Here is a 17,532-nt window from a genome sequence, read left to right on the forward strand (position 1 = left end):
CCTCTGGAGCCCAGGATCTTCGGCAGTGCGGCGTGGGCCGGCGCGTGCGCTCCGCCCCGCGCACGCCCGCCGTGATCCCTGCCCTCGCCTGCGCCGTCCGGGTAACCCACGCGCGACCTCACCACCTGGAGTACGGCTGTGCGTCGGTCCGAGGGTAACGCGTAGGTCACGGGGCGGGGGGCGTCCAGGTCATGCCTTGACCTTGATCAGGGGCGGAACGTCCGCGTTCCGACCGCCGGTTCCGTGATGTCACAACCGCCGTTCCTGTCCCGGAAACGGCCGACGGCCGGCCCGTCCCCCGAGGGGCGGGCCGGCCGTCGGGCCGAGCCGTGGAACCGCGTGTGCCAGGTGATTACTCGTCGTTCCTGCCGGGCGGCTGCGGATCGTTCGGGCCCGGCTCCGGCTCCTGGTTGTCGTTCTTGCAGACCGGGTGGTCCCGGTTCCGCATGCACCACCAGCCGTTGTCCGGCGGGTTGGGCTCCGGCGGCTTGCTGGCGTCGCAGTTCTCATTGGGGAACGGCGTCGTGCACGCCGGCTTGTCGTCCGGCTGCTCGGGCTGGTCGGGGTCCTGGCAGCGCGGGTGGTCCTTGAAGATCGGCCGGTTGCAGTACTCCGGCTTCTCGTCCTCGTCCTCTTCGGGGCGCTCGGTCTTCTTCGGCTCGGGCTTCTTCGCGAACTGCTGCGCGTTGCCGCCGAAGGCCGGCTCCGCGAACTGCTCGGGAGTCGTGCCGGCGACCGCCTTGGCCATGTACGCCTTCCAGATCTTGGCGGTGATGCCACCACCGAAGACCTCGGCCTGACCGTCGAACGACAGCGTCTTCTTCTTGTCGTTGAAGAGCGTCACCGAAGTGGAGATCTTCGGGGTGTAGCCGACGAACCACGTCGCGACGTTCTTCTCCGTCGTACCGGTCTTGCCGGCGACGGGACGGTCGGGGAGGGCGGCGTTCTCCGCCGTACCGCCCGGCTTGACGACCTGCTGGAGGGCGTAGTTGACGTCGCGCGTGACGTTGGTCGAGATGACGTTCGTCTTCTTGTCCCAGCTCAGCTTCTTGTAGTCGCCCTCACCGGTCTTGTTGCGGACCTTCTTGATCACGTGCGGCTGGTAGTAGGTGCCGCCGTTGGCGAAGGTCGCGTACCCGGACGCCTGCTCGATCGCGCGGATGTCGTTGATGCCCAGCGCCAGACCGGCCTGCTGCTTGTAGGGGTCCACCATGTCGGGGGAGACGCCCATCTCCTTGGCCGTCTTGACGACGTCCGGAACGCCGACCTTCAGCGCCAGCTGCACGAACCCGGTGTTGGACGACTCCTTGGTCGCCTTGATCAGGTCGATGCCGCCGGGCGCGTCGTGGCTGTTGCGGATCGGGTCGAGCGCCCCGGGCGTGCCGTTGGGCACCACCTCACCGGAGCCGTTGAACGAGACGTTCCCGCGGCCCTCGACCAGGCTCCGGAGGCTGTAGCCCTTGCTCAGGGCCGTCGCCAGCACGTACGGCTTCATCGCCGAACCCGCCTGCGCCGAGCCCTTCCAGACGTTGTCGAAGGTCTGCTTCAGGTAGTCGGGGCCGCCGTAGATGGCCTCGACCTCGCCGTTCTTGGCGTTCACCGACGCCAGCCCCAGCCGGATGTTGCGCTTGAGGAGCTTGGCGGGGTCGCCGGGGACGTTCTCCTCCACCGCCTTCTTGGCGGCGACCATCTTGTCGTAGTCGAACGTGGTGGTGATCCGGAGGCCCTGGTCGAGGACCTCCTTCTCCTTGATGCCCTTGCGGTCGAGCTCCAGCAGCGCCCGCTTGATCATGTAGCCGCGCTGGCCGCCGTACGTCGCGAAGCCGCCGACGTCCTTGGTCTCGGGCAGCTGCCCGTAGTACTTCTGGAAGTCGGCGTCGCTGATCGTGTTGGTCTTGCGCATCCCGTCCAGGACGTACTGGTAGCGGGCCTTGGTCTGCTTGACCAGCTCGGGGTCGTCGCTGGCGGGGTCGAACCGGCCGGGCTGCTGGATGATCGCGGCGAGCATCGCGCCCTCGCCCGGGTTCAGCTGGCTGACGTCCTTGCCGTAGAACGCCTTGGACGCGGCCTGGATGCCGTAGGCGTTGCGGCCGAAGTAGATGGTGTTGAGGTACTGCTCAAGGATCTTCTCCTTGCTCCCCAGCTCGTCCTCCAGCTTCAGCGAGATGAACAGCTCCTTGAACTTGCGGCTCATCGTCCGCTCGTCGCTCAGGTAGTAGTTCTTCGCCAGCTGCTGGGTGATCGTCGAGCCGCCCTGGGTGGAGCCGCCGCTGATGTTGACCCAGACGGCGCGGGACAGGCCCTTGACGGAGAAGCCGCTGTCGGTCCAGAAACTGCGGTTCTCGGCCGCGATCACGGCCTCCCGGACGTGCTTGGGCACCTTGTCGTAGGTGACCAGCTCGCGGTTCTTGCCGATCCGGCCGATCTCGCGCTTGCCGTCCGCGTAGTAGAAGATCGCGGACGTCTGCATGGCGTCGTCGTTGCCGGTGGACGGGACCGGCGTCTGCGCGTACGCGACGCCGATCAGGGTGAGGAACGCGAAGAAGCCGAGCGCGAGCACGCCCGTGACGATCTTCCAGTTCGGTACGTACTTCCGCCAGCCGGTGCGCTGCTCCTTGCCGTCCTTGGAGCGGCCGGCGCCGTTGCGCATCCGGCCCATGCCCCTGCGGCCGCCGTCGTCGCCGGAGCCGTCCCAGAAGCCGTGCGGACCGCCAGGCCCGCCAGGTCCACCGGGGCCGCCCGGCGGGCGGCCACCGCCGCCACGACCGGGTCCACCGGGACCGCCGGGGGGACCTCCGCGCCCGCCCGGAGGACCGCCACGGCCTCCCGGGCCGCCTCCTGGGGCGCCGCCGCGGCCGCCGCCCGGGGGACCGCCGGGTCCTCCCATGGCGCGGTGCCCACCGCCTCCGCGCGGAGCACCGCCACGCGGCCCGCCGGGACGGCCCGGGCCGCCGGGTCCGGCCGCCCGGCGGGCGGTGGGCCGGCCGGGCAGGGGCGAGTCCGTCTTGGCTGCGGCCCGGCCTTGGACACCGGATCGGCTGGGGCGGGGAAGGTTCCCGCCCGGCCGCTGCGACCTGGCTCTGGGTCGGGGCTGGCTTGGATTACTCACGCGTCCTCATCCACGGGGGTACGGCTTTGCGTCGTCCGAAGAGTACTGTGCAGGCGGGTGCGCGGGAGACCCGTGCGCACGGCCGAGACTCTTCCGCGGGTCCGTCTCGGGCCGTGGACCCCGCCGGCTGCGAGGCCGCCCGGACGTCATCCGCGCTGGCTGCGGGGCTCGTCTCCATGGCCGAGTACGTATGACACCGTCAGGTGGTTCCAAGCGCAACCTTGGCATACTTCGACCACATAGACCCCGGATTCTCCGTATTCGCGTGCCCCATCCGCAAGCACGGGGGCCGCACGGACCCGGCCCGTACAGCGTCGCAGGTCCTTCACGCGCGCGCATGTGACATGCGTCAAATGTTGCCGTACGCGCGGCGGCCCGCGACCTGCCGCCACCTCGTGCGGGCCGGGCGGAACGCGGCGCGCCGCCCGCTTCTCTCCGTCTCCGAGACTTGCCAGGATCCCGACCCGTACGTATCTTTGCGATGTATCGAGCCGATACATTAGCTCGATACATCGAAGAAACACATCGGGCCGTTCTACCCCGCGGCCCGGCCCGTCGTCGAGCGGAGCCCCGGCTTCGCGGAAATGGGGAGCGCATGGGAGGCAGGAAGGGATCGGGCGTTCTCGAACTCGCCGTTCTCGGCCTGCTCCACGAGTCCCCCATGCACGGCTACGAGCTGCGCAAGCGGCTCAACGTCGTGCTCGGCATGTTCCGCGCCCTCTCGTACGGCTCGCTCTACCCGTGCCTCAAGCAGCTCCTCGCCAAGGGGCTCATCGTCGAGGACCGGCCGGAGGAGCCGAACACGGCGCTGGCCCTGCAGAGCCGCCGCTCGAAGATCGTCTATAAGCTCACCGCCGACGGCAAGGAGCGGCTCCAGCAGCTGCTCACCGAGGCCGGCCCGGCGGCGTGGGAGGACGAGGGGTTCGGCGTCCACTTCGCCTTCTTCTCGCACACCCGCGCCGACGTCCGGCTGCGGATCCTCGAAGGCCGGCGCAGCCGGCTGGAGGAGCGGCTCGAGAGCGTGCGGTCCGCCCTGGCGCGGACCCGTGAGCGCGTCGACAGCTACACCCTCGAGCTGCAGAACCACGGGCTCGAGTCCGTCGAACGCGAGGTCCGGTGGCTCAACGAGCTGATCGGGCGCGAGCGGGCGGAGCAGGAGCAGGAGCAGGCAAGGGCCGCCAAGGCCGACAACAGCGTGAGCAACGCTAAACAGACTCAGGACACGCCTCGCGAGCAGGGCCGCTGATCCGCGGCCGCCGCCAGGTCTGGTGGAGAGCCACCACATGTCCCGCTACATGAGAAGGAGCAACCGGATGGGTTCGGTGCGTGTCGCCATCGTCGGTGTGGGCAACTGCGCCGCTTCGCTCGTCCAGGGCGTCGAGTACTACAAGGACGCGGACCCCGCGATGCGCGTCCCTGGGCTCATGCACGTCCAGTTCGGCGAGTACCACGTCGGCGACGTGGAGTTCGTCGCGGCGTTCGACGTGGACGCGAAGAAGGTCGGCATGGACCTGTCCGAGGCCATCGTCGCGAGCGAGAACAACACGATCAAGATCTGCGACGTGCCGCCGACCGGCGTGACCGTGCAGCGCGGCCACACCTTCGACGGCCTGGGCGAGTACTACCGGGAGATGGTCGAGGAGTCGGACGCCGAGCCGGTCGACGTCGTGCAGGCCCTCAAGGACGCCCAGGTCGACGTGCTGGTGTCGTACCTGCCGGTGGGCTCCGAGGAGGCCGACCGCTTCTACGCGCAGTGCGCCATCGACGCCAAGGTCGCGTTCGTGAACGCGCTGCCGGTGTTCATCGCCTCCGACCCCGAGTGGGCCGAGAAGTTCACCGAGGCGGGCGTGCCGATCGTCGGCGACGACATCAAGTCGCAGGTCGGCGCCACCATCACCCACCGCGTGATGGCCAAGCTGTTCGAGGACCGCGGGGTCGAGCTGCTGCGCACGTACCAGCTCAACTTCGGCGGCAACATGGACTTCATGAACATGCTGGAGCGCAAGCGCCTCCAGTCCAAGAAGATCTCCAAGACGCAGTCGGTCACCTCCCAGATCCCGCACGAGATGGCCAAGGCCGACGTGCACATCGGCCCGTCCGACCACGTGCCGTGGCTGGACGACCGCAAGTGGGCCTACGTCCGCCTGGAGGGCAAGTCCTTCGGCGACACCCCGCTCAACCTGGAGTACAAGCTGGAGGTCTGGGACTCCCCCAACTCCGCCGGCGTCATCATCGACGCGGTCCGCGCCGCCAAGATCGCCAAGGACCGCGGCATCGGCGGCCCGATCCTGTCGGCCAGCTCCTACTTCATGAAGTCGCCGCCCGTCCAGTACAGCGACGACGAGGCGCACGAGGCCGTCGAGAAGTTCATCCGCGGCGAGGTCGACCGCTGACGGAGTTCTAGAACGGCGTCTTGCCGGGCTTGAAGGCGCCCCGGTGGTGGGTCTCCACCGCCGGGGCGCTTTCATGTTCCCGGGGAAAATGGCGATGTTGAGGCCATTGTCACTCTCTGGCTCTAGTCTGGCACCGGCGGTGATGGGCGCGTAGCGTTCGGAACCCGAGTGGAGGAGGGTCATGATGCGCCAGACGCTGAAGGTGACGGCGGGATGCGCGGGACTCGCCGTGGGGCTCACCGCGTGCGGAGGCGGCGCGGACCCGTCCGCGGTCCCCACCGGCCCGCCGCGCGAGGGCGGGACGCTCCGCGTGGTCGGTTCGTCCGACGTCGAGCATCTGGACACCGCCAGCGCCAACAGCGTCGGCGCGTACGGCCTCACGCGCACGTTCGCGCGCACCCTGTTCGGGACGAAGGCGTCCAACAACTTCGACGAGACGATCCCCCTGCAACCCGACATGGCCGTCGAGATCCCCACCCGGGAGAACGGCGGCGTGAGCAAGGACCGCCGGACGTACACGGTGAAGCTGCGCGAGGGCGTGCGGTGGAACACCCGGCCGCCGCGTCCGGTGGTCGCCGCGGATTTCGTCCGCGGGTTCGAGCGGCTGTGCAATCCGGCGTCGCCGTCCAGCGGCAAGGGCTACTACATCTCCACGCTGGAAGGCATGGAGGAGTACTGCGACGGCTTCGAGAAGGTCGACGCCAAGAACCCCGCGGCCATGGCGGGCTACCAGGACGACCATGACATCAAGGGCGTCAGGGCCGGGGACGGCCGGACGCTCGTCTTCCGCCTCAAGGAGCCGGCCAGCGACTTCCTCAACCTGCTGTCGCTCCAGTTCACGGCCGCGGCGCCGGAGGAGTACGACCGGTACGTCCCGGACGGCCCCGACTTCCGGCAGAACACGATCTCCAACGGGCCGTACCAGATCACCGAGTACCGGCCGGGCGGCTCGTACGTGCTGAGCCGCAACCCGGTGTGGCGGCCGGAGACCGACCCGCTCCGCGGCCGCCATGTTGAGAAGATCCAGATCACGCTCGGCCAGGACTCGCCGCAGGCCGTGCAGCAGCAGCTGGAGACCGGCACCGCCGACCTGTCCTGGGACCATCCCGTGCCGACCGCCGCGATCCCCCGGCTGCGCAGGGCGCGCGACCCGCGGTTCGCGATCAGGGACGCGCCGAGCAACAGCCCGTACCTGGTCTTCAACACCCGCAGCCCCAACAACGGCGGCGCGCTCGGGAAGAAGGAGGTGCGGCAGGCGCTCCAGTACGCGATCGACCGCACCGCGCTCATCAAGATCGTCGGTGGCCCGGAGGTGGCCGAGCCGCTGCACACGGTCATCCCGCCCGGCAACTCCGGGTACGCGCCCGCCGACCGCTACCCGACGCCGGGCGAGGCGGGCGACCCGGCACGCTGCCGCCAGCTCCTCGCCAAGGCGGGCCACCCCGGCGGGCTGAAGTTCACGTTCCCGTACCGCACCAACAGCGTGCACAAGCTCATCGCCGAGTCGATCAAGGCGAACCTGGACGCCTGCGGGGTGGACGCCGAGCTGTCGCCCGACTCGGGCGGCACGTTCTACGGCAAGACGATCTCCTCCCCGGAGCGCGCCGCCGAGGGCGCCTGGGACATCGCCGCCCCCGGCTGGACGCCCGACTGGTACGGCAACAACGGCCGTTCGATCATCCAGCCGCTGTTCGACGGCCGCACCTACGGCGCCGGCTCCACCAACTACGGCGGCTACGACAACTTCATGGTGAACGGCATGATCGACGCCGCGCTGACCGCTCCCGAGCCGGCCCACGCCGCCGGCCACTGGCAGCAGGCCGACAAGACCATCATGGAGGACGCGGCGATCGTGCCGCTCCTCAACCGCTCCCACCCGATCTTCCACTCGTCCCGGGTGGGCGGCGCGGTCTTCCTCCCGACCACCGCCAACTACGACTTCACCCGAGTCTGGCTGGCCCGCTGACCCCCGCTCGCCGCCGAGCGGAGGCGAGGCCGTGAACACGGCTTTAGGCTGGGCTGGTGAGAGCTAGTGAACTGCGGGCGATCCTGCGTGGGCGGGACTTCCGGCGGCTGTACGCCACGCGGCTGACCTCGCAGCTCACCGACGGCGTGTTCCAGGTGGCGCTGGCGGGTTACGTGTTCTTCTCGCCGGAGCGGCAGACGTCGGCGGGCAAGGCCGCGGCGGCGTTCGCGGTGACGCTGCTGCCGTACTCGGCGCTCGGGCCGTTCGCCGGGGTGCTGATCGACCGCTGGCGGCGGCGGCAGATCCTGGTGTGGACGCCGGTGCTGCGCGCCGTCATGATCGTTCTGGTGGCCGCGCTGGTGGGGGCGGGGCAGGACGGCGCCGCCTTCTTCGTGGGCGTGCTGATGCTGCTGGGCGTCAACCGGTTCTTCCTGGCGGCGCTGTCGGCCGGTCTCCCGCACGTGGTGAAGCGCGAGCATCTGGTGACGGCGAACGCGTTCGCCGTCACGTCCGGGACGGTCATCGCGTTCGCCGGCGGCGGTGTCGGCTACCTGCTGCGCGGGCTGTTCGGGGCCGGGCACGCGGGGACGGCGCTGATCCTGCTGTGCTGCGGCGGCATGTTCCTGCTCGCGGGGCTGGTCGCGACGTCGCTGCCGCGCGGCGTCCTGGGCCCCCATCTGGAGGAGGCGGCGCCGCAGACGCGGGAGGCCCTGGGGAACGTCCTGCGCGGCCTCGTGGACGGTGGGCGGCACATCGTGCGGCGGCGGCCGGCGGCGTTCGGGCTGGCGGCGATGTCGTTCCACCGGTTCCTGTACGGCGTCATCCTGATCATGACGCTGCTGCTGTGCCGCAACCGTTTCGCGGACGACGCGGACGCGGGACTGGCCACGTTCGCGATGATGCTGGGCGTCTCGGGCGCCGGGTTCTTCGCCGCCGCGGTGATCACCCCGCTGGTGGTGCGGCGGATCAGCAAGCAGGCGTGGATCACCGTGCTGCTGGCGGCGGGGGCGGCGTGCCTGCTGCTGCTCGGGACGCCGTTCAGCGAGCCGCTGTGGGCGGCGGGCGGGTTCGCGCTGGGGGTGGTGTCGCAGGGCGTGAAGCTCTGCGTCGACACGATCCTCCAGGAGTCGATCGACGACGCCTACCGGGGGCGCGTGTTCGCCGTGTACGACATGCTGTTCAACGCCACGTTCGCCGCGGCCGCGGCGGCGGCGGCCGCGTGGCTGCCCGCCGACGGCGTCTCCTACCCGACGCTGGGGATCGTCATCGCGGCGTACGCGGTGGGCGCCGCTGTCTACTGGGCCGCGTCGTCCGGCACGAGGGACTCGGCGATCGCGTAGAGGGCGTCGGCGATGTGGCCGGTCTCGTCCTCGGTGCAGACGTACGGCGGCATCGCGTAGACCAGCTTCCCGAACGGCCGCAGCCACACGCCGTGGTCCATGGCGATCGCCTGCGCGGCCGTGACGTCCACGGGGCCGCGCGCCTCGACCACGCCGATGCCGCCCAGCACGCGGACGCCGGCGACGCCGGGCAGGTCGGCCGCGCCCTCCAGGCCGGCGGTCAGCACGGCCTCGATCGTGTCGACCTCGGTACGCCAGTCGCGCGACAGGAGCAGGTCGATGGACGCGCTCGCGACCGCCGCCGCCAGCGGGTTGGCCATGTACGTGGGGCCGTGCATGAGCGCCCCGGCCTCGCCCGCGGAGATGCCGTGCGCGACCTCGTCGGTGCACAGGGTCGCGGCCATCGTCATGTAGCCGCCGGTCAGGGCCTTGCCGACGCACATGATGTCGGGCGCGATCTCGGCGTGGTCGCTGCCCCACAGCTCGCCCGTACGGCCGAACCCGGTGGCGATCTCGTCCAGGATCAGCAGCAGGCCGTGCTCGTCGGCCAGCGCGCGCAGGGCCTGGAGGTACTCGGGGGCGTAGAAGCGCATCCCGCCGGCGCCCTGGACGATCGGCTCGACGATGATCCCGGCCAGTTCGTGGGCGTGCTCGCCGGCGAGGGCGGCCAGCTCGGTCAGGTACGCCTCGTCGGGTTCGGCGGCGTACCCGAGCGGGGGCGGCGGCGCGAACACGTGCCGCGCCAGCACGTCGCTGAACAGGTGGTGCATCCCGTTCACCGGGTCGCAGACGGCCATGTCGCCGAACGTGTCGCCGTGGTAGCCGCCGCGGACGGTCAGCAGGCGGTGCTTCTCCGGCCGGCCCTGCGACCGCCAGTACTGGAGCGCCATCTTGATCGCGACCTCGACCGCCACCGAGCCGGAGTCGGCGAAGAACACCTTGGTCAGCGGCGCGGGGGAGAGCTCGACCAGCTTCCCGGCCAGCTCCACCGCGGCGGGGTGGGTGAGGCCGCCGAACATGACGTGCGCCATCTTGCCGAGCTGGCGGGTCACCGCGGCGTTCAGCGCCGGGTGGTTGTAGCCGTGCACGGCGGCCCACCAGGACGACATCCCGTCGATCAGCTCGGTGCCGTCGGCCAGCGTCAGCCGCACGCCCGACGCCGACACCACCGGCAGTACGGGCGCGGTCGCCGGCATCGGGCCGTACGGGTGCCAGATGTGCTCGCGGTCGAACGCCAGCAGCCGGTCGGCCTCGGCCGGGCTCATCCGGCCCAGGGTCAGCTCGATCACGGCGCCTCCCCGCCGAGGATGCCCTGCTCGGCGCCCCACCGGCGGAGCTCGTCGGCCGCCGCGTCGTGCCCGATCGGGCCGCGGTCCAGGCGCAGGTCGAGGAGGAACCTGTACGCCTTCCCCACCAGCGGGCCCGGCTTGATCCCGAGGATCTCCTGGATCTCGTTGCCGTCGATCTCGGGGCGGATCGCGGCCAGCTCCTCCTCCTCGGCCAGCCGCTCGATCCGCGTCTCCAGATCGTCGTACGTGCGGCGCAGCCGGTCCGCCTTGCGCTTGTTGCGGGTGGTGCAGTCGGCCCGGGTCAGCTTGTGCAGCCGCGACAGCAGCGGGCCCGCGTCCCGGACGTACCGGCGGACGGCCGAGTCGGTCCACTCGCCGGTGCCGTAGCCGTGGAAGCGCAGGTGCAGCTCCACCAGCCGCGACACCGCCTGGACGACGTCCTTGGGGTAGCGCAGCTCGGTCAGCCGCTTGCGCGTCATCTTCGCGCCGACCACCTCGTGGTGGTGGAACGACACCCGCCCGCCGGCCTCGAACCGCCGCGTCTTCGGCTTGCCGATGTCGTGCAGCAGCGCCGCCAGCCGCAGGATCAGGTCGGGCCCGTCCTCCTCCTGGGCGATCGCCTGCTCCAGCACGATCAGCGAGTGCTCGTACACGTCCTTGTGCCGGTGGTGCTCGTCGATCTCCAGCCGCAGCCTGGGCAGCTCCGGCAGCACCTGCGCGGCGAGCCCGGTGTCGACGAGCAGGGCGAGCCCCTCGCGCGGGTGCGCGCCGCAGATCAGCTTGGACAGCTCGTCGCGGATCCGCTCGGCGGAGACGATCTCGATCCGGCCGGCCATGTCGGTCATCGCCTGGACGACGTCCGGCGCGACGGTGAAGCCGAGCTGGGACGCGAACCGGGCGGCGCGCATCATCCGCAGCGGGTCGTCGCCGAAGGAGTCCTCCGGCCGGCCCGGCGTCCGCAGCACCTTGTCGCGCAGGTCGGCCAGCCCGCCGAACGGGTCGACGAACTCGTGCCCCGGCAGGCGGGCCGCCATCGCGTTCACCGCGAAGTCGCGGCGGCGCAGGTCCTCGTGCAGCGACGTGCCGTACCGCACCTGCGGCTTGCGGGACTTGGGGTCGTACGACTCGCTGCGGTAGGTGGTGATCTCCAGCTCGTGGGATCCCTTGCGCAGCCCGACCGTGCCGAACTCGATCCCGATCGTCCAGATGTTGTCGGCCCAGCCCTTGACGAGCTCCAGGATCCGCTCCGGCGGGGCGTCGGTCGTCAGGTCGACGTCCTTGCCCGGCCGGCGCAGCAGCGCGTCCCGCACGGGCCCGCCGACCAGCGCCAGCTCGTGACCCGCGGCCTGGAAGCGGGCGCCGAGCTCGTCCGCCACGGGGGCGATGGGGCGCAGCAGTTCGGCGATCGCGACGCGCCGCTCGGGCGCCTGCTCTGGGGTCACTTGGTCTTTGGACACGGCCATCCAGCGTATTTCCTCGGGGACCTGCGGACAAAAGGCTTTGCGTACCCCGGAGCGACCCCTTCGTCCGCGAAGGTGGAGTAAGAAGACCCTTCACATGGTGCGATCTCCGGGTTACGTTCTGGACACCCCCGATGACGCCCCGCCGTATCAGGACGGACCATCGCCGAGGACTCCCGTAAGACGCTCAACGGTAGCGGGGAGCAGCCGGGGGCGTTCCACCCGAGTCGCGAGCCGGCCGGAGAGGCGCCGCCGGCGCGCGCCGGTGCGGCAGGGATGAAGACGGGCTGCGGGGGTATGTGGGGGCTCTCTCACTACACGGGCCCACCGGGGTGCAGGGACCGGAACCGGGGGTGTGCGCGGGGACGGATCCCCCGCGGGACGGAGGCGAAGATGAAGGACGCCCTCACCATCCACCGATCGCTCCTCGAACAGGAGATCCAGCACGAGATCGTCCGGCTGCCGGCCGGGATCGCCCGCGCGGACGAACTGCCCGGAGCGCTCGGCCTGCCCGCGGGCCGCTGCCTGGCGACGCGGATCTTCGCCTGCAACGACGTGCAGAGCGGCCGGCGCTTCCTGGCGGGCGTGATCGTCCCGGCCGGGACGGAGCCGCCGGCCGAACCGGTCCGGCAGGCCACCGGCGCGCGGCTGATCCGTCCTGCCCGCGCCGACCTGGTCAACTCGGTCACCGAGTACGCCGCCGACCTCGTGTGCCCGCTGCTGCTGCCCGACGGCATGCCGGTGCTGGTCGACCAGGGGATGCTGGACGCGCTGCCGCTGGACGACGTCGTCTACACCGCGACGGGGGAGGCGTCGACGGCCCTGGGGATCCGCGCGTCCGATCTCTGCGCGCTGAGCGGCGCCAAGCCCGTCCGGCTGAGCGGGGGCGAGCGTCCCGAGCGTCCCGAGCGTGCTGAACGGTCCGAGCGGGGCGAACGGGCCGAACGGCGGCCGCCCTGGCAGTCCAAGGCCGGTCTCCCCGCCCGCCGGCGGCACGGCACCAATCCCTCGCGGGCGAACTCGTCCAGCACCTGACCCACCCGTCCGCGACCGTCCGAGGCTCGACACGCCGTCCGGCCTTCCGGCGCCATGCCGTCCGTCGCCGCCGCCGCGCGCGTACTTCTGGACGGGCTCCTTTCGCGTCTTTACGCCGACGTGAGGTCCGAGGCGGCAGAGTGGGGGCGAAGGCGAGCGAAGCGGACGGCGATGATCAGGAGGGGCGGGTGACGGGTACGGACCGGCCCGGCGGCGCGCTCCCGGGCGGCGGGAGGCCGGGGCGGTGCGGCGGCGGGGCTACGATCGTGCGCGAGACGCGGGAAAGCGACGCCCGCCGAACCCGGGCGCCCGGCGGCCTCCGGGCGCGATTCCGGACGGGACTCCGGGTGAGGCCCCGAACGAGACTCCGAACGAGAACGGTGTGGACGGACAGGGCGTGAGAACGGTCCTACACGCGGTGGCTGCGACCACCCTGCTCTCCTGCGTGGTCGTGGGCACCGCGCCCACGGCCATGGCGGTGCCCGCCGAACCCGCCGCCGCGGATCCCGCGCGGGACCGCGGCTCGGCCGGCCAGGACCGGTCCAAGAGCCAGGTCACCCTCGCGCTCGGCACGGTCACCCCCAAGACCGCCGAGGCCACCGGCGCCAAGTCCAGGATCACCGTCACCGGGGCGGTGCGGAACGTCTCGGGCCAGGAGCTCCCCGGCGTGACCGTACGGCTGCGCACCTCCGCCCAGCGGATGAGCAGCCGCACCGAGCTGGCCCAGTTCGCCGCCGGCCAGCCGGCCCGGCTCGGCGGCGCGCCGGCCTCCCGGCCGCTGCCGCAGGCGGGCGCCGCCGGAGGCGCGGCGACCTTCTCGCTCAGCACCACCACCGCGGCGATCGGCCTCCGCCAGTTCGGCGTCTACCCGATCGGCGTCGAGGTCGTGAACCAGTACGGCCAGGCGCTGGCCGGCGTCACCACGTTCGTCACGTTCATGCCGCGGGGCACGCAGGTCAAGCCGCTGTCGGTGGCGTGGGTCTGGCCGCTGATGAGCCGCCAGCACCGGGCCGCCGACGACACGTTCCTCGACGACCGGCTCGCCGCCGAGATCGCGCCGCAGGGCCGGCTGGGCGGCCTCGTCGGCGCCGCCGCGAGCACCCGCACCCCGATCACCTGGTCGATCGATCCGGCCCTGATGGACGACGTCCAGACGATGGCGAGCGGCGCGTACACCGTGAAGCCGCCCAAGAGCGAGCGCGGCACCCGCAAGGAGAAGAGCCCCGCCGCCGACGCCTGGCTGAACGCGCTGCGCGCGGCCTCCAAGGACGACCCGTACTTCACCGTCCCGTACGCCGATCCCGACGCCGTCGCGCTGGTCCGCCACAAGATGCAGAACCACCTCGGCATCGCGTACGGCAACACCGGCGTCGCCGGCCAGGTCCTGCGCCGCCAGCCGAACACCCAGGTCGCCTGGCCGCCGTCCGGGATGGCGGGGCCCGGCACCCTCGACCAGATGGCCAAGGCGGGCCGGCTCGGGAACGGGACGTTCCTGATGAGCAGCGCGGCGTTCGCCGATCCCGCGCAGGGTTACACGCCGAGCGCCACCACCTCGCTCCCGACGTCGGAGGGCACCAAGCGGGCCGTCGTGTACGACGAGACCCTCAACAGGATCGTCAGCGCCGACACCCGGACGCCGGGCTCGGCCGTGCTGGCCGAGCAGCGCTTCCTCGCCGAGACCGCGATGATCAGCGCGGAGGCGCCGACGCTGGCCCGCTCGCTGGTCGTCGTCCCGGACCGGCGCTGGAGCCCCTCGCCCGCGTTCGCCAAGAACCTGCTGAGCCACACCGGCGGCAGCGCCTGGATGCGCACCACGGACCTCGCCAAGGTCGCCGCGGCGGCGCCACAGGAGCGCGTTTACCGCGGCTACCCGGACTCCATGGAGGCGTACGAGCTGGGCGAGCGCTACCTGCGGGAGGTCGCGCGCATCTCCCGCTCCGCCGCCCGGTTCGGCTCCGTGATGGTCGAGCCGATCAAGATGAACTACCGGCGCGCGGTGCTCCGGATGGAGTCGACCGCGTGGCGCGGCAAGTCCCGCTACAAGCAGGCGGTGGCCGCCCGCGAAGCGCTGGACGACCGGCTCGACGCGGACATGGGGCGGGTCGCCGTGATCCCGCCCGAGAAGGACCGCGTCTCGCTGGCGGGCGGCTCGGGCAAGTTCCCCGTCACCATCGTGAACGGCCTGCCCGACCAGACGATCGAGGTCCGGCTGGAGATCGTGTCGGAGAACACCGCCCGCCTCCAGGTCGGCCAGGTGGACGACCAGGAAGAGCTGATCAGGCTCGGGCCGGGGCAGAAGCGGTCCCGCTGGATCCCGGTGCAGTTCGCCGGCAACGGCAGCGTCCAGGTGCAGGCGCGGCTGAAGTCGTCGGACGGGCGGACGTTCGGCGAGGCGACGTACATCAAGGTCCGCACCACCGGCTACGGGCAGCTGGCACTGCTCATCACCGGTGGCGGACTTGCCGTACTCTTCGTGGGCGTCGGAGTGCGGGCCATCAGAGCGAGGCGCCGCCGGAAAGCGGAGGCAGCCGGTGACGGATCGACCGGAATGGGACCAGCGGCGGCCGGACCCGCGGGAGCGGGATCCGGAGCGGCCGCCGGCGCCGGACCCGTGGCCGGCGGTGCCCCCGACTTCAGGCCCCCCACCCGGGCAGAGGCCGTCCGGCCCCCCGCCGGGCCGGGACCGGTGGGCCCCGCAGGGGCACCCGGGGCCCCAGGGACGAACGGATCCGCACAGCCGATGGGCCCCGCAGGCGCAGCCGGGGCCGCAGGGACCCCAGGGGCCGCAGGGACGCCCGGATCCGCGTGGCCGGGAAGCGTGGCCACAGAATCCCCAGCCCCCGCAGCACCCTCAGCATCCGCAGCACCCTCAGCATCCGCAGCACCCGCAGAATCCGCCCTACCCGCAGAACCCGCAGACTCCTTCGGGACCTCCGCCGCGGACCCCTGGCCGCCACGCGAGGCCGGCCCCGGGCCAGCCGCAGGGCCGGCCGCCGATGCCGAGCCCGGGGCAGGGGCGTCCGGGTGGCCCGCCGCCGGCCGGCACCGGGGCGGCGACCAGGGTTGACCTGCCGCTCCCGGGCGGTGCCGCCGCAGGGCTAGGCCAGTCGGGTCCCGCGGCCACACCGGGGACCCCGCCCGGCACCGGAACGCCCGACGCGACCGCCGACCTGAGCGCCACCGGCGCCCCGCCGCGGGAGCAGCCGCCCGCATCGGACGGCGGCGGACGGGGCGGCGGCGCGGCCGGGCTGCTCAGGTCCGGCGCGATGATGGCCGTCGGCACGCTGGCCTCCCGCATCACCGGCTTCCTGCGGACCGCGCTGCTGGTCGCCGCCCTCGGCACCGGCGCGCTGGCGGACGCGTACAACACCGCCAACACGGTCCCGTTCATCGTCTACGACCTGCTGCTCGGCGGCATCCTCACCGCCGTGGTCGTCCCGCTGATCGTGCGGGCCAGAGAGCGCGACGCGGCGTACGGCGCGCGCTACGAGCAGCGGCTGTTCACGCTCGCGGTGCTCGGCCTCGCGCTGATGACCGCGGTGGCGGTACTGCTCGGCCCGCTGTTCATCAGCATCTACGGCGGCGGCATGGAGGGCGCGCAGCGCGACCTGGCGGTGCTGTTCGCCCGGCTGTTCGCGGTGCAGATCTTCTTCCTGGGCGTCAGCGCGTTCTCCGGCGCGATCCTCAACACCCGCAAGCGGTTCGCCGCGCCGATGTGGGCGCCGGTCCTCAACAACATCGTCATCTGCTGCACGGCCGGCGCGTTCCTGCTGGTCGCCACCGGCCGGGTCACCCCCGAGTCGATCAGCGACGGGCAGGTCGCGCTGCTGGCCGGCGGCACGATCGGCGGCATGGCGCTGCAGACGCTGGCGCTGTGGCCGTCGCTGCGCGGCTCGGGCTTCCGCTGGCGCCCCCGGCTCGACTTCAAGAAGGGCGAGCTCGGCCAGATCGGCAAGATGGCGATCTGGACGCTCGCCTACGTGGTGATCACGCAGATCGGGTTCGCGGTGACCACCCGGCTCGCCAACGCGGCCGGCGTGCTGGGCCGTGAGCAGGGCCTCGGCGACGTCGGGTACACGCCGTACTTCAACGCCTACCAGCTCTTCCAGCTGCCGTACGCGATCATCGGCGTCTCGGTGATCACGGCGCTGCTGCCGCGGATGAGCGAGCACGCGGCGTCCGGCCGGATGGCCGAGGTCCGCGACGACTTCTCCAGCGGGCTGCGGCTGTGCTCGGTGGTGATCCTGCCGGCCGCCGGGCTGATGGGCGTGCTCGCCTCGGAGATCACCGTCGTGCTGTTCGCGCACGGCGCCACGACCGTGGAGAACGCGCAGGTCATCGCCGACGTGCTGCGGATGTTCGCGATCGCGCTGGTGCCGTTCGCGGCGTACCAGCTGATGCTGCGGGTCTTCTACTCGATGCAGGACACGCGGACGCCCACGTTCATCGGCATCGGCGTGGTGATCACGAATATCGCGATGGCGCTGACCGCCTACACGGTGCTGCCCACCGAAAAGATCATCGTCGGGATCGCGGGCGGGTTCGCGATCGCGCAGACGGTCGGCGCGGTGCTCGGCTGGGCGATCCTGCGCCGCCGGCTGGGCGGCATGGACGGCCGCCGCATCTTCGTTTCGTATCTGAAGCTGATCGTCGCCCTCTGGCCGCTGATCGGTTTCGCTTACGCCGTCCACGCGATCGTCGACGCGGCGCTCGGCCCCGGCCTGGGCACCGGATTGCTCGCTCTCGCGGTCGGCAGCGCCGGCGGCGGGTTGCTCTACCTCGCCTTCGCACGGATGATGCGGGTGGACGAGGTCGGCTCGATGATGTCGATGATCACGCGCCGGCTGCCGGGACGAAAGTGACGGAAGAACAGGAGGACGTGAGAAAAGGCCAGAAGAACGGCCGAGGTACGCGTGACAAAGTACACAGGACGCGCCCCG

Annotated in this window: 11 protein-coding genes; 7 read left to right on the top strand and 4 right to left on the bottom strand. The window is 71.6% G+C overall.

What is annotated here, in order from left to right; translation table 11 throughout:
• Positions 1-352 precede the first annotated feature (352 nt).
• Positions 353-2,650 carry a transglycosylase domain-containing protein gene (locus tag ACA361_RS20130; protein WP_375013802.1) on the bottom strand — a complete coding sequence of 766 codons (2,298 nt, stop codon included), beginning with the start codon at positions 2,648-2,650 and terminating at the stop codon, positions 353-355.
• A 605-nt stretch (positions 2,651-3,255) separates the two neighbouring features.
• Positions 3,256-3,609 carry a DUF5318 family protein gene (locus ACA361_RS20135; protein ID WP_375013804.1) on the bottom strand — a complete coding sequence of 118 codons (354 nt, stop codon included), beginning with the start codon at positions 3,607-3,609 and terminating at the stop codon, positions 3,256-3,258.
• A 95-nt stretch (positions 3,610-3,704) separates the two neighbouring features.
• Between ACA361_RS20135 and ACA361_RS20140 the strand changes: the two genes are divergently transcribed.
• The 4 genes from ACA361_RS20140 to ACA361_RS20155 all read left to right on the top strand — a co-directional run bounded on the left by ACA361_RS20140 (position 3,705) and on the right by ACA361_RS20155 (position 8,808).
• Positions 3,705-4,355 (top strand): helix-turn-helix transcriptional regulator, encoded by a 651-nt coding sequence (locus ACA361_RS20140; protein ID WP_375013806.1) that lies wholly within the window; start codon positions 3,705-3,707, stop codon positions 4,353-4,355.
• 67 nt (positions 4,356-4,422) lie between these two features.
• The gene (locus ACA361_RS20145; RefSeq protein WP_375013808.1) at positions 4,423-5,502 is read left to right on the top strand and encodes an inositol-3-phosphate synthase; all 1,080 of its coding nucleotides are present in this window, start codon (positions 4,423-4,425) and stop codon (positions 5,500-5,502) included.
• A 181-nt stretch (positions 5,503-5,683) separates the two neighbouring features.
• Positions 5,684-7,468: an ABC transporter substrate-binding protein gene (locus tag ACA361_RS20150; RefSeq protein WP_375013810.1), complete on the top strand. Its 1,785-nt coding sequence runs from the start codon at positions 5,684-5,686 to the stop codon at positions 7,466-7,468.
• Between the two features lie 56 nt (positions 7,469-7,524).
• The gene (locus ACA361_RS20155; protein WP_375013811.1) at positions 7,525-8,808 is read left to right on the top strand and encodes an MFS transporter; all 1,284 of its coding nucleotides are present in this window, start codon (positions 7,525-7,527) and stop codon (positions 8,806-8,808) included.
• Here the strand turns inward: ACA361_RS20155 and ACA361_RS20160 are convergent.
• The gene (locus ACA361_RS20160) at positions 8,763-10,097 is read right to left on the bottom strand and encodes an adenosylmethionine--8-amino-7-oxononanoate transaminase (protein WP_375013813.1); all 1,335 of its coding nucleotides are present in this window, start codon (positions 10,095-10,097) and stop codon (positions 8,763-8,765) included. The genes ACA361_RS20155 and ACA361_RS20160 overlap by 46 nt on opposite strands.
• Positions 10,094-11,560 carry a CCA tRNA nucleotidyltransferase gene (locus tag ACA361_RS20165; protein ID WP_375013814.1) on the bottom strand — a complete coding sequence of 489 codons (1,467 nt, stop codon included), beginning with the start codon at positions 11,558-11,560 and terminating at the stop codon, positions 10,094-10,096. Before ACA361_RS20165 ends, ACA361_RS20160 begins: the two co-directional genes overlap by 4 nt.
• Before the next feature lie 390 nt (positions 11,561-11,950).
• Between ACA361_RS20165 and ACA361_RS20170 the strand changes: the two genes are divergently transcribed.
• From ACA361_RS20170 to murJ, 3 genes are all read left to right on the top strand, one after another.
• Positions 11,951-12,592, top strand: a complete 642-nt coding sequence (locus ACA361_RS20170) for an aminoacyl-tRNA deacylase (RefSeq protein WP_375013816.1) — start codon at positions 11,951-11,953, stop codon at positions 12,590-12,592.
• Positions 12,593-13,010: 418 nt separating this feature from the next.
• Entirely contained in the window at positions 13,011-15,659 is a 2,649-nt protein-coding gene (locus ACA361_RS20175) for a DUF6049 family protein (protein WP_375013817.1), read from the top strand.
• Entirely contained in the window at positions 15,589-17,454 is a 1,866-nt protein-coding gene (gene murJ, locus ACA361_RS20180) for a murein biosynthesis integral membrane protein MurJ (protein WP_375013818.1), read from the top strand. The genes ACA361_RS20175 and murJ overlap by 71 nt, the downstream gene beginning before the upstream one ends.
• The last annotated feature ends 78 nt before the right edge of the window (positions 17,455-17,532 follow it).

This window comes from Actinomadura sp. 21ATH (assembly GCF_041951345.1).
Taxonomy (GTDB): domain Bacteria; phylum Actinomycetota; class Actinomycetes; order Streptosporangiales; family Streptosporangiaceae; genus Spirillospora.